Here is a 14,084-nt window from a genome sequence, read left to right on the forward strand (position 1 = left end):
ATCTAATGACGACATTCATAGTTTATTAGCAATACAGTTGCAACAAGAATTAGCTGGGTTGCCCACCACTACCTTGGTGGATATTTTCACAGCAGAGAGGGCAATAAACGTGCGACAGATATTAGCCCGAGAATTGTTAACAAGAATTGAATAATATTAGGAGTAGTAAATGTATTGTAGTAATTGCGGTGGGTATAGGTATGATGCTATTGATGGTTGTTCTGATTGTGGTAAAGCTGGCGAGGAAGTAAGGCTTATTATTACTGCCAATTATTCTTTATCAGAATTTAGAAAACAGAAAATAATAATTACGGATCAGGAATTATTTTCCGAGCCAGCAAGCAATCAAGAAGGCCCGTGGCCGTGTCATATCTGTGGTCAAGATCATAACGATCCAACTGATCATCCAGATCCCGATGTTCATATTTGTACCCGGTGTCGTTAAAATTTAAAAGAGTTGCTTATAATGAGTAGCTCTTTTTTTATTCTCCTGTGATTATCAGTTAATCTGGTTATCGGAGTATCAGAAAATTGGGTTTTAGATTATTAAAGTGTAGTTGTTAACTACGCCAACCTTTTTACGTTTTTAAGCAAATATGGTATTTTAGAGAAAACAATTAATGCTAAAAATATGCTTTGTCCATGTTGTCATGGTTATAAATTTGATGAGAATAGCGGTTGTCCAGATTGCGAGGCCACTCTAAAAAATGGGCAAACTTATCTGGAGTTTTGTGATGAAGTAACAAGACACTATCCTCAGCAGACAGAAAAAAAAGAGCTAGAGTTAAATTTTACCGAACAACAACCAACGGAAAGAGTTGTCGAGCAGATTATGAGAACGTGCTCTCAATGCGGTAAGGAATTATCCGGTACTGATGGTTTGTTTTTTTGTACTCATTGTCGGGCAGAGAAAGGCCAGGATCCAAACAGTAATTATTATAAGTTAAAGTTAAAATAGTTTATTCTCCGAAAACAGCTGAATAGTTTTTTTTAAATTGGTAATCCAGTCGGGCTTTAGTTTAGTTAACTCAACTTTTAATTGATGATTTTTAAATTCCCAGAAGGGTTGGATATTTAATAATTTACTGACCTGAGCATAATCAAGCTCGTCTTTAAATTCTAAGATGAGCTTTTGTTTACCAGGAGCATCCTTTTGAACTACTACTGAAAGGATATTGGCTTGTTGAGCTAAAATTTTGATAGTTAGTTGATGATGAAGATTGACTACTGGCTCAGGCCAGGGTTTTTTTATTTGGCCAAAAGTTTTTTCTAAAGTTGGTAAATCCGCTGCGCTGGCTAGGTGTTGGTAGAGTTTTAAACGACTAACTGGATGAGGAATTAAAATTTGTGGTAAACCGATAGTTAGGGGTAAATCTATTTTGCTGTCCAGTAGAGGAGTTGGTAAAAAACCGTTTTTTATTTCACTAATGGTTTGTTGTAGTAATTCACTGTAAAGAGAAAAACCAATCAAGGAAGCGTGGCCATGCTGGTCTTTGCCTAAAATATTACCCAGTCCACGCATTTCCATATCTTTCATCGCTATTTGAAAACCGGATCCTAATTCTTCAGCCATTTGTAAAGCTCGCAAGCGTTCACCAGCCCTTCCTTTTAGTTTTAGCGCGTGATAGAGAAAATAAGCATAGGCATTTCTCTCGGAACGACCGATACGGCCACGAATTTGATAGAGTTGTGCTAAACCAAAATTTTGTGCCCCATCGACGATCAGGGTATTGGCATTAGCAATGTCTAAACCATTAGCAATTATCGTGGAGCAAATAAGAACTTGAATTTTATTAGCATCAAAATTGTGCATGGTGGTGGCCAGCTCTTTAGCAGGTAATCGCCCATGAACCACGCCAAATCGTACATCGGGTAATAATTTTTTTAATTCTTGCTCCTTGGCTTGAATAGTTTCTACTTTATTATAAAGATAATATACTTGGCCACCACGCTCTATTTCTTGATTAATGGCCTGAGTAATTAGTGTCTGACCGTACGGTTGAATCATGGTTTTAATAGGTTGTCTGCCGGGTGGTGGTGTGGCAATAATACTAATGTCGCGTAAGCCAGTAAGTCCCATATTTAGTGTGCGAGGTAGGGGCGTTGCGGACATTGTTAAAATGTGAGCGCTGGTACGGAGTTGTTTCAGTTTCTCCTTGTCTTGTACGCCAAATTGTTGCTCCTCGTCAATAATGATTAAACCAATTTTATAATAATGAATATCTTTGGATAACAGACGATGAGTGCCAATAATAATATCTATTTTGCCGGACGCTATATTTTCAATAATTTCTTGTTGTTGCGAGGTTTCCATAAAGCGTGAGAGTAGCGTAATATGAACGTTGTATTTTTCCAAGCGAGCGACGAAAGTGTCAAAATGCTGCTGTGCTAGAATAGTTGTCGGGCAAAGTAGTATTACTTGCTTTTTATTGAGCACTGTTCGCCAAGAGGCCCGCAAAGCGATTTCTGTTTTACCAAAACCAACATCACCGCAAATCAAACGATCGGCTGGTTTATTTTTTTCTAAATCATGAAGCGTGTCATGGAGGGCTTTTTCTTGATCAGTAGTTATGGAGTAGGGGAAGTCAGCGGCTAATTTTCTTTCTGCTGCTAAAAAAGGTACCAATGGCCCAGCTTTGATCATCTGACGGCGGGCGTATAGATTTAGTAACTCTTGAGCTAATTTAATAACTTCTTGTTTTATTTTGCGAATCGTTTGTGGCCAAGTTGAGCTTTGTCCGAGGCGATGCAGTTTTGGTTCAGTCACACCAAGATATTTACTAATTTTGTCGGCCTGATCAATTGGTAGATACAGTTTATCATTTTCGGCATAAGATAAAATCAAATACTCCCGGCTGATGTTATCAATAGCTTGTTCGGTTAATTCTGTGAGACGTGCCACCCCATGATCACGATGAACGACATAGTCACCAATATTGATATCTGGCATAAAGGGTGTTTGTTTGGTTCTGGTTTCGGAAGTTACACCAAAAATATCTTGCTCAGTAATAAATATCTTTTTTTGTTGGTCATCACAAAAACCAGGAAACGAAAAAACACTAAATGTTAAAATAGCATCAGTCGGTAAGTGGAGTTGATTTAATAAAGCCTGGAGTTTTTCCTTTTCTTGAACGACAAAATTGATTTGATAACCAAGTTTTTGTTGTTTTAAATAATAATTTTTTAAGTTTGCATAATTTTTTGTTAAAATTGGCAGATCGGCAATAGTTAATTGGCTGTGCTGCTCGCGCCAAGGAGTTGTGAGAAAGAGTTTAGCTACAGGTAATGTTTGCCAATCAGGATTTTCTTCCAGATTTTTCTGTTCTAATAACGCACAATGATTTTCATTTAAATAGTTTGTGGCCTTGGCTAAATGGATGGCACTGTAAGTTAGGGGGAGGATAATCGCCTGGTTAATTTTTTTGTTACTTTGATTATTTTTAACTAAGGTGATATTAATCAGCTTGTCCAGTTCAAATTCCAGACGATAGGCTTGATCATTTTGGGGACTGTAGACATCAAGAATTGATCCGCGCGGCGCGAGCAAGCCAGGTTGATCAGCAACGTTGTTAATCTGATAGCCACTATTCACTAATTTTTTCCGAAGGTCATAGGGATCGCGCCGCGCACCAACCGTTAGTTCAATAATCTGCTGTTGCCAATAATTTTGTTCAATAATTTTTTGTTGCCAATTAGTCAGAGCACTAATTATGATTAATGACTTGGCTTGGAGTAAATCAAAAAGCAGTGCGGGTGACGGTGGTAGATCTTTAAACCAGGTTTGTAGTTTAGTTTGTTGTTTATTTTGCGCCAGCCACCAAGTTAAAAGCTCGTGAGCTTTTTTAATTTGAAAGTCATTGTCTACCAAATACCAAAACACCCTTTTTTGGTGGAGGGTGGGTATGAGATAAGCGCTACTGAAGACATTGGGTGGCGCTAATATTGTCTGAGCGGCTGTTTTAGCCGGTGAATCAAGCGTTGTTGACATTTATTTTGGACTGTTCTAATATCTTATATCAACTGCCAAAATAGGGCAAGATTAATGATTGGTGGTTAGCAACCTATAAACCAGTAGTATCATAATTTGACTACCCTCCTAAGTCATAATTAGCGGTATTTTAGCGAAGATCCATGATTCATGTATCAGCAACTAGCACTGGTTTATAGGTTAATAATCATCACGTTGCCAGGTAAAACAATTTTACGGTTGTCATTTACTCAAAAAACCCAGCGATTATATCACTGGGTTTTGTTATTGATAGTAAATATTATTAGCCAGCTCTAGGCTAAGAAATTTTTATTGTACTGATTGGTCGCTGATTGTAAGTCGTGTGATAAGTAGTGGGTAATTGATTCCGCTGCTATCTTGATCAGTTGCTCAAGATGTTTTTTTTCTAAACTGGAAAATTTATTTAAAACAAACCGGGCAGTATCAGCGCGGTCCGAGTAATCATTACCGATACCTAAGCGACAACGAACAAAATCGGTACTTTTTAGATGTTGGACAATGGATTTTAAACCGTTATGGCCGGCGGTGGATTTAAAAATACCCAAACGAATGGTGCCAAAAGGTAGCGCCAGATCATCATGAACAATGATAATGTCGTGGGGCGGTATTTGATGTTTACTAGCAGCAACGGCTACAGCAATTCCTGATTCATTAATGAAAGTTAGTGGTTTTAGCAGCTCCACCTCCTGGTCATTAATTAGTAGGCGTAAATATTGAGCTTTGGTAGGTTTGCTCTGTTGCCACTTTTCGGAGCCCGCTAAATAGTTTAAGACTAGCCAGCCAAAGTTATGTCTGGTAAATTGATAGTTATCTCCGGGATTACCCAAGCCAACAATTAATTTCATAGTTGTATTATAAAGCCTTTTTCTTTTTACTGGAATGTTTAGTATCAATAGCTTCCAGACGAATATTAATTGGTGTGCCCTGAAAGCCAAATTTTTGATGCAATGTTTTGACGAGGAATCGCAGATAAGAGTTGGCCAGGCTGGTCAAACTATCAATTTTTAGGATAAATGTCGGCGGATTGGTACGGACTTGAGAAAAAGATAGCAATCTTGGCGGTCTTGTTCCCTTGGCTTTGGGTGGTAAGTTTTTTTTAATCGCCCATTTGAGGAATTTATCCATGGCATTGTCCGTAATTTGCCGAAATCTTTCCTGGTAAACAGTACCGGCTAGATCCAAAATTTTATGAACTCTTTGTTTTTCCAGAGCGGAAACAAAAATAATGGGAGCGTAGGATAGTAAGGGTAAATTACGATAAACGTAAGTTCGATATTTATTGATAGTTTTGTCGTCCTTATTGGGAACCAGATCCCATTTATTAGCCACAATGACACAGCTTAATTTATGCTCAGCAATTAAATCAGCAATTTTTTTATCCTGAACAGTTAGCTCTTTTTTAATATCGATGATGAGAAGTGCTAGATTAATTTCTTTCAAGACACCCTTCAGTTGATCAACACTAAATTTTTCAATCAATTCCTTTTTTTGATTGCGTCGGCGCAAGCCAGCCGTATCCAGTAGTAACCAATGAATCTTTTCATAGCTAAAGGGAATAACCTGAACACCACGAGTGGTATGGGGTTCGGGCGAAACAATAACACGTTGCTCGTTTAGTAAGGAATTGATTAATGACGATTTACCAACATTAGGTTGACCTAAAAAAGCTATTTTTATTTGCTCGTGCGGACTAATAACTTTAGTAGTTTTATTTTTTGATTTAAGCTTTTTTAGATTGTTAACTATTTCATCAAGCAGATCACCGACGCCAGATCCATTGGTAGCGGATACTGGTATTGGCGTCCCAAATCCCAAACGATAAAACTCTACAATTTGCGCCCGTTGTTCTAAACGATCAGCTTTGTTCATTACCACCATGATCGGTTGACGCAAAGTACGTAAGTATTTAGCAAATTCAATATCACCAGGTAGTATGCCTGCACGAGCGTCTACCAAAAAAAGTATTAACGACGATTTTTCTAAGGCCATCTTGGTTTGGAGGAGAATCTGTTGATCAATAAAGTTATTTTTATCAACATCAAACCCGCCGGTATCAACCAGAGAAAAATTGGTGTCCTGCCATTGGCATTGGACTTCCAGACGATCACGAGTAGTGCCAGGCAAAGAGCTCACTAGGGCCGTTTTGGCGCCAGCAACCTTATTAAAAAGAGTTGATTTACCGACATTTGCTCGGCCAACCAAAGCAATTTGATATTTCATAAATTTAGTTTAACAGTAGATTAGACACGTCCTGTCCTAAGATTACAACAAAGTCTACATTATTAGGTAATTGCGAGTTATTATTGATCGGGGCGTTGTTTGTTGTGATAGTGGCCGATGGTAGTATGGTTTGGAGGATCGTTTTGGTCTTTTCTTTTTGTCCCTTACTTAAATCGTAAATAATCGTTTGTTGATAGTCACGGACAGCAGCATTATGATAGGAAACATTGTTAATACCATGCTCTTTAAATTTTTGGGCTACTGTATAGGCGAGGCCAGAAACAGTGGTGCCGTTTTGTAAATCAATGATGGCGTTTTCGCTGGTGGCAATATTATCTTGAAAGATCGTTTGGGCAAAAGATTGGAGGTCAGTATAACTATTTTTTGGTTGCAGGACATAAGCACCTTGCTCGGTAATCACCGGTACTAGAAGACCATCTGGTCCATCATCAATATTTTTTTGAATAATTCCGGACCAGTCAATATCCCTGGATAATTCATAGAAAGAAAAAGTTGTATCAATATCAATGTTAGTTTTGATATATTGACGCATCATTTGATAGACACGATTTAATTTATAAGGATTGAGTAATAAGTTAAAATTTAATATTTTGTCCTTAACTGCCATGATTACTTTTTGCTGTCGGCGACTGCGCGCGAAATCCGAACCCTCGCCATTATTACCGTGACGACTACGAGCATATTCTAGCGCTGTTTGACCATCTATAGTTTGCCGCCCGGCGGTAAAGGAAATAGTTTGATATTTATGATTATCGGTGGGGTATTGGTAATCGGTAAAATCATTTTCTACATTGATTTCCACGCCGTCCAAATAATCAATAATATTCTTAAAGCCATTAAAATCAATAACCGCATAGTAATCAATCGGTTGATTGAAGGCCTGGCCAATCAATTCAGCGGTATAGTTAGCTGGGTCAATAGCTTGGTTTTTGATCGCCAAAGAATATATTTCATTGATTCTCGGATAGTAGCCTTCATTATATTTAATCACCAAATCACGGGGGATAGAAATCATCGCCGTTTGGCTAGTTGAAGGTTTGACGCTAGCGAGAATAATCGTGTCGGTCAGATATGGTCCATCATGACCCTCACCACCAATACCCAAGAGTAAGATATTAACACGATCTCTTTCATTGATGAGTTTATTGGTATCTAAGCCGATTAGTTTGTTTAATTGCTGCCAAAGATTTAATTTTTGTAATGCTAAACCAAGTCCACCCGTTGACTTATTGAGACTGAGATAGTTGGAAAATAAAAAACTACCAAAAAGTGTGATAATTAATAAGAAAATTAAAAAGAACAAGCGCCATTTTTTTTGTTTGTTCTTTGGATAAGAAATAAATTCTGTTGGATAGTGACGAAGAAAGCTATCGGTCGCTGTGGTTTTTTCTTGTTGCGATTTATCTTTTGGTGTTGGCAAATTTGTTTCTACTGACACTTCATCAACGGTTGGTTTTTTTGTATATTGATGAACAGAAATCTTCGTCTCCGAATCCTTTTTTTCTTCTTTTAAAATGCCGTCAATATTTTTCATGCCTGATATTTTAACTTTAATAATTCGTTCTTATTTTAGAACAAAATTTGATATTGGTCAACTTGATTTTTAGTAGAATATCTGTTACAATCAACATGATTTATTTGAATTATACCTATTATTGGGTGTTCGTAGCCCAGTTTCAGCCACCCGCTGCGCCAAAGCGCTAGCGCGGCGAGAAGCTGAATGTCCCTGGGACGAGGTTAGAAATATTTACTTTAAAAACATGAGCTTCGCTATCAGCGGAGCGAGTGAAGAGGAATTTCGCGACTTGAGTAGTGGAGATCATTGATGAAAAATAATAATTCAGTGAGCGGAACGGAGCAAGTCGAAAAATGACGAGGGTTCGTAGCTCAGTTGGTTAGAGCGCATGATTCACATTCATGAGGTCAGAGGTTCAACTCCTCTCGGACCCACCAGATACCAGATGGTATCTGGCCCACCAAACGAAGCCGCAAACAATATAATTAAATCAAAATTAAGATAAGATAAAATCAAAATGGATAATTTAGAAAACCAAACAAATAGGGAAACGGAAAAAGAGGCAACTTTTAAGTCCTTTATTTTTGAAACAATCAAGGTAATTATTGTTTCGCTGATTATCGTCGTACCAATTAGAGCTTATGTCGGCCAACCATTCTATGTTGATGGCGCTTCTATGGAACCTAATTTTCATAATGGTGAATATTTAATTGTCGATCAGATAAGTTATCGCTTTGCCGAGCCCGTCCGTGGTGATATTGTGGTTTTTCGGCCACCAACCAATGATAAAGTTTTTTATATTAAAAGATTGATTGGTTTACCCGGTGAAACAGTACTGATTAATAATGGCAAGATATCCGTGATTGGTCGTGATGGTAAAGAATTAGCCATCAACGAAGATAACTATTTAGACGTTGGTCATCAGATGTCAGAAACAGAAAATTATCAGACGACGTTAAAAGAGAATGAATTCTTTGTCCTGGGCGATAATCGACGCAATAGTTTAGATTCCCGCAGAATCGGTCCGATTAATAAAGACGAAATTAGAGGCAAGGTATTATTGCGCGTTTTGCCTATTAATCGTTTTGGTTTAATGCAAAATCCTATTTATTAACTATATTTTTTATGAATAACCCCATTGTTAGTCCCAATCCAAAAGAAAAAAAAGCAGTTCAGTTAGTCAAAGGCATGAAGGATATTATGCCCGACGATCAAAAATATTGGACCAGGTTAAAACAGTTAATGGGTCAATTAGCGCGGCAGTATAACTATCAAAGAATAGATACGCCGATCGTTGAGTACACTAAATTATTTAATCGATCCATTGGCAATTACACCGATATTGTGGAAAAAGAGATGTATTCGTTCAAGGATATGGGTAATGAGGATTTGAGTTTGCGGCCGGAGTTTACCGCCGGTGTCATGAGATCATACATTGAACACGGCATGATTAATATGCCACAACCAGTTAAATTATTTTACTTTGGCCCTTGTTTTCGTTATGATCGTCCACAAGCCGGTCGTCAACGTCAGTTTAATCAAATAGGTTTTGAAGCAATTGGCGAACAAGCCTCAGTAATTGACGCACAAATTATTAATATTGGTTACAAGTTTTTAAAATTTTTGAATTTGCCGGTAATCGTGGATATTAATAGTCTTGGTTGTCCTACTTGTCGTGCCGCTTTTGTGACTGCCTTATTAGAAACTTTGAAGGGTAAGAAAAATCAACTCTGTGAAGATTGTAAAAGAAGAATTGTCAAAAATCCTTTACGAGTTTTAGATTGCAAGGAAGAGGGTTGTCAAAAGGTTTGTCAGGATACACCGCAACAGGTTGATTATCTTTGTGACCCTTGTCGTCTGCATTTTATTTCCACCTTGGAGTATTTAGATGATTTGGAAGTTAGATACAATCTTAATCCCAAAATAGTTCGTGGTTTAGATTATTATACGAGAACTAGTTTTGAGTACAATATTGAATCAACTGAAGAAGCTGGTCGCCAGGTTGCTTTGGGCGGCGGCGGTCGCTATGACGGCTTAGCAGAGGAGTTGGGTGGAAGACCAACGCCAGCAATTGGTTTTGCTTTGGGAGCTGAAAGAATTGTACGCGAATTAAAAGAGCGCGATATTAAAGTAGCTGAAAAAAAGACTTATGATATTTTTATTGCTCAGCTGGGCCAAGAAGCTCGAAAAAAATCTTTAGGACTATTGGAAAAAATGTTGGAAGCCGACATTGCAGTTGCTGAAAGCATGGCTAAGGATAGTCTTAAGGGTCAATTAGAGTTAGCTAATAAATTAAATGTTAAATATACTTTGATTTTAGGACAAAAAGAGATGGTTGACGGCACTGTTTTGATTAGAGATATGGAGGGAGGGATTCAGGAAGTTGTTGATTTTAACAAAACTATTATCGAGGTCAAGAAAAGACTCCGCGGGCGATTGGAAGGCAGTTAATTTATTTTGACAAAATAATTTTTTTATGATATTAATATAGTATAGTTTAGATTAATTATTATTGATATTAACCAGATGTTTAATAGTGTAAATATTGACCATCTATTAACAATAACTAATTAAAAAACAAGAAAAATTAATTATTTAACTTAGATATTAAGAAGGGGGTGGAACAATGGCTTTAGAAGTAAAGAGAAAGCAAGGGGAAACTTTTGAAAGTCTACTAAGAAGGTTTACAAAAAGAACCATTCAAAGCGGCAAACTATTACAAGCAAAAAAAATTAAATATTATCAAAAGCCTAAGACTAAACGCGAGCGTAAAGAATCAGCTCTAAAAAGAGAAGATTTTCGTAAATTTAGAGAGCACTTGCGGCGTATTGGTAAACTTGATGAATATTTAGAAAAAAAGAAATAATGATTTTAGAAAATAAGATTAAAGAAGATTTGAAGATAGCTTTAAAGAATAAGGAAGTCTTGAAGCTGTCTGTTTTGCGTATGTTGTCCGCGTCATTAAATAATGCTTCCATTGCGAAAAATAGAGCTGTTTTGACGGATGAGGAAACTATTAAGATTATCAAAACCGAAGCTAAAAGACGAAAAGAAGCTGCTGAAGCATTTAGTAAAGCCAATTATTTGGAGCAAGCAGCCAAAGAGCAGCAGGAATTGTTGATTATTGAGCAATATTTGCCGCAACAATTATCCAGCGAAGAGGTTCGTCAGATGATCATGGATGTTTTAAAGACCAATAATTTGCACGGTGCAGATCAGTTTGGTCGAGCAATGGGATTGGTTATGAAAGTTATTGGTCAGCAAGCCGACGGCGGACTAGTACAAACAATATTGAAGGAGTTGTTGGCTGAGTAAAAAAGTTATTTTTTAATCATAAAAATATTGCACCTACCATGCAGGGCAAATGGTTAAAACAAAAGAATATATTAGTGGCAGTTGTTTTTGGTTTGGCACTGATCACTTTTTTTGTTTTGTTTAATCCTAGCGCCTTTGCTGGTAATGTTGATTTGGGTTTGGATACCGCTGCCACGATCGGATTAGGAAATGTTGAATTGCAAACATTAATTGTGCGGATTGTCCGAATCTTTTTAGGCTTCTTGGGGTTATTGGCAGTTATTATGATTCTCTATGGTGGTTATATTTGGATGACCGCTGGTGGTAGTCCCGACAAAATAGAGAAAGCTAAGAAGATCTTACGGAATGCGGGTATTGGTTTATTGATAATCATTATGTCGTTTAGTATTGCGGAGTTTATTTTCCGGCAGCTTGGTTGGGCAACTGGCTTGGATCAAAATGGACGTTTTGATCAGTCTTATCAATATTCTGGCGGCATCGGCGGCGGGGCAATTAAATCTCATTATCCACCGCGTGGCGCTATTGGTGTAGCTCGCAATGTTAGTATTGTGGTCACCTTTAAAGAAAAAATTGATCGCTCCACTATTTATAATCAATCCACCGGTTATTTAATCAGCAACGTCGTTATTGAGGACGCTGATGGTAACCAAAATTCGTCAGTCAAAGCAATCACCGAAGATGATAACACTTTTGTTTTGACGTCAGATAATTATCTGGGTCGTGATGATACAAATGTGGTCTACACCGTTACTTTAACTTCCGATATTCTCAAGCAAAATGGCGATCCAGTCTTTGGCGCCACCGGTAGCTACGAATGGCAATTTACCGTCTCCACGATTATTGATCTAACGCCACCTAAGGTGGTGGGAGTTTTTCCTATTCCCGATAAAACATACGCTCGTAATGCTGTGGTACAAATTAATTTCAATGAACCGATTAATCCGTTAAGTGCCAGTGGTGAAGTAGCTAATGGTTTTAATAAGATAGTGGCTCAGGCCTTGGGTGTTAGTACGCCGATTAATGGTACCTTTAATATTGTTAATCAGTATCGGACAATAGAATTTATTACCAGCGATTTATGCGGTCGTAACTCCTGCGGTTATGATGTTTTTTGTTTACCGGGCGATAAAGATATTACAGTTTTAATCAAGGCAGCAACGCTGGCTACTCCTGGTAAACCAACGGCTGTTATTCCCTTTAACGGTGTTGTTGATATGGCCAATAATTCTCTTGACGGCAATAGTAATGGACAAGCAGAAGGCGAGACAATAGATAATTATCAATGGCAGTTCAAGACCAGTGGTTTGATTGATTTAAATCCACCCTCAGTAACTGGCGTGACGCCCGGTGTTTCCACAGTTAATGTTGGTACCAGATCTTTGGTTAAATCAAATTTCAATAAATTAATGATGTATTCCACGCTGAATGCGGAAAATATCATGATTGATCAAAATACTTATTATTGGATTACTAGTTTTAATGATCCCGCAGCTTTTACCGTGAGTGTAATAAACCACGACGAGTTTACTGAGTTCACTCCCTACCATCCATTGATTACTAATAAATGTATGGACGTTTTTCAGAACTGTTTTAATCCCGCAGCTGGCCCTTCTGATTTCAAAGTCGGTGGCACTGACGCTAATGTCGGGTGGTTAGCGGGTACGATTTCTGGTAATGCCAATTTAACTCAAGTACCTGGTCAGTTACGAATCAACATGTCAGAAATAGAAACACCTTATGTTTGGATCGCCAGGTCAAACCTCAATGAAGTAGTTAGAGTAAGTACTCAAACCGGAGCTGTTAGTGCGCCGGTAGCAGTTGGCACTAATCCGTCACGCACCTCTGTTGATGGTAGCAGTAGGGTTTGGATAGCGAATCGTGACTCTTGTAATGTTACAGTTTTATATACTGATAGTAGTGGTAATATCAAATATGTTAAGGGTACACAAGTAAATAGTACCTTTTTGACAACACCAGCCTGTGGGCCACGTGGCGTAGCAGTTGATGCTGATGGCAACATTTGGATTGCAGGTGGTAGCCAAATAGTTAAGTTAAGTGGTCAAGACGCTGATTTGGGAACAAAATTAGCGACCGTCGCACCAAACGCTGGTAGTTTTGCTTATGGCGCGGCCATAGATAAGTTCAATAGACTTTGGGTAGTCTTTAGAGATAGTGGTAAGGCAGCAGTTATTGACGTTGGTACTGGTACGGTTTTAGGAACGCCACAAGTGGGTGATGTTGGACAGTTATACGGATTAGCGACTGACCCTGAGGGAAATATTTGGGTGGATAATTCTTGGGGATCTGCCACTGTTTCTAAAGTTGACGGCAATAGCGCTAATTTTACTTTTGTTAAATATAATACTGGCGGCGCTACGCCAAGGGGCGTAGCTATGGATAAAGAAGGAAATATTTGGGTAACAAATTGGAATTCAAATAATGTTACTAAGTTAAAACAGGACGGCACTATATTAAATATTTTTACTAGCGGCAGTGGTCCACTGGGCATTTCCGGTGACGCTGGCGGACACATGTGGGTGGTTAATTATAATGGCGGTGGACCAGCTCAAAAATACACTACCTGCAGTGGTGGGACAGTCACAAAATTTAATATTGCTGACGGATCAGTAGATGGCACTTATTGCGTTGGTGGTCAGCCCTATACCTATAGTGATATGACGGGCTTTGGCTTTAAGAGCGTAGTTCACTCTTTAGTTACTGGACAATGGTTATCACCGGTACTGGATATGCATCAACCAGTAGTTGTGACTGGATTATTTGCCCACGGTGATTTTCCCGTAGGTACTGCCGTAGAGCTAGAAGGACGATCAGCAACTACTCAGGCCGGTCTGGCAACAGCCACTTGGCAAAAGGCGCAAGCCGATGGTTTAGTGCAATTAACGCAGGGCAGTTGGTTACAAATCAGAGCAACGCTCAAAACTAGCCGCGTTGATCAAACGCCATCTTTAAATAATATAAGTATTAGTATTAGTGGCCAATAAC

11 protein-coding genes and 1 tRNA gene are annotated in these 14,084 nt (G+C 38.4%); 8 read left to right on the forward strand and 4 right to left on the reverse strand.

Annotated features, from left to right (window positions below):
• The first annotated feature begins 169 nt into the window (after positions 1–169).
• Both COX77_04305 and COX77_04310 read left to right on the forward strand, forming a co-directional pair.
• On the forward strand, positions 170–445 hold the full coding sequence (locus COX77_04305; protein ID PIZ98465.1) for a hypothetical protein: 276 nt from the start codon (positions 170–172) through the stop codon (positions 443–445).
• A gap of 186 nt (positions 446–631) precedes the next feature.
• A complete protein-coding gene (locus COX77_04310; protein ID PIZ98466.1) occupies positions 632–958 on the forward strand; it encodes a hypothetical protein in 327 nt (108 codons plus the stop codon).
• Here the strand turns inward: COX77_04310 and COX77_04315 are convergent.
• From COX77_04315 to COX77_04330, 4 genes are all read right to left on the reverse strand, one after another.
• A complete protein-coding gene (locus COX77_04315; protein ID PIZ98467.1) occupies positions 950–3,988 on the reverse strand; it encodes a hypothetical protein in 3,039 nt (1,012 codons plus the stop codon). The genes COX77_04310 and COX77_04315 overlap by 9 nt on opposite strands.
• A gap of 293 nt (positions 3,989–4,281) precedes the next feature.
• Complete coding sequence (locus tag COX77_04320; protein PIZ98468.1) at positions 4,282–4,854, reverse strand: aminoacyl-tRNA hydrolase; 573 nt, start codon at positions 4,852–4,854, stop codon at positions 4,282–4,284.
• Positions 4,855–4,861: 7 nt separating this feature from the next.
• Complete coding sequence (gene der / locus COX77_04325) at positions 4,862–6,229, reverse strand: ribosome biogenesis GTPase Der (GenBank protein ID PIZ98469.1); 1,368 nt, start codon at positions 6,227–6,229, stop codon at positions 4,862–4,864.
• Between the two features lie 4 nt (positions 6,230–6,233).
• Positions 6,234–7,784: a hypothetical protein gene (locus COX77_04330; protein ID PIZ98470.1), complete on the reverse strand. Its 1,551-nt coding sequence runs from the start codon at positions 7,782–7,784 to the stop codon at positions 6,234–6,236.
• 342 nt (positions 7,785–8,126) lie between these two features.
• Here COX77_04330 and COX77_04335 point away from each other — a divergent pair.
• From COX77_04335 to COX77_04360, 6 genes are all read left to right on the forward strand, one after another.
• A tRNA-Val gene (locus COX77_04335) sits at positions 8,127–8,203 on the forward strand.
• A gap of 80 nt (positions 8,204–8,283) precedes the next feature.
• Positions 8,284–8,880, forward strand: a complete 597-nt coding sequence (gene lepB, locus COX77_04340) for a signal peptidase I (protein PIZ98471.1) — start codon at positions 8,284–8,286, stop codon at positions 8,878–8,880.
• Positions 8,881–8,891: 11 nt separating this feature from the next.
• Positions 8,892–10,217 (forward strand): histidine--tRNA ligase, encoded by a 1,326-nt coding sequence (locus COX77_04345; protein ID PIZ98472.1) that lies wholly within the window; start codon positions 8,892–8,894, stop codon positions 10,215–10,217.
• Positions 10,218–10,392: 175 nt separating this feature from the next.
• On the forward strand, positions 10,393–10,632 hold the full coding sequence (gene rpsU, locus COX77_04350; protein ID PIZ98473.1) for a 30S ribosomal protein S21: 240 nt from the start codon (positions 10,393–10,395) through the stop codon (positions 10,630–10,632).
• The gene (locus tag COX77_04355; protein ID PIZ98474.1) at positions 10,632–11,081 is read left to right on the forward strand and encodes an aspartyl-tRNA amidotransferase; all 450 of its coding nucleotides are present in this window, start codon (positions 10,632–10,634) and stop codon (positions 11,079–11,081) included. Before rpsU ends, COX77_04355 begins: the two co-directional genes overlap by 1 nt.
• 38 nt (positions 11,082–11,119) lie before the next feature.
• The gene (locus COX77_04360) at positions 11,120–14,083 is read left to right on the forward strand and encodes a hypothetical protein (GenBank protein PIZ98475.1); all 2,964 of its coding nucleotides are present in this window, start codon (positions 11,120–11,122) and stop codon (positions 14,081–14,083) included.
• Position 14,084: the final 1 nt, after the last annotated feature.

This window comes from Candidatus Komeilibacteria bacterium CG_4_10_14_0_2_um_filter_37_10 (genome assembly GCA_002793075.1).
Lineage (GTDB): Bacteria > Patescibacteriota > Patescibacteriia > UBA1558 > UBA1558 > UM-FILTER-37-10.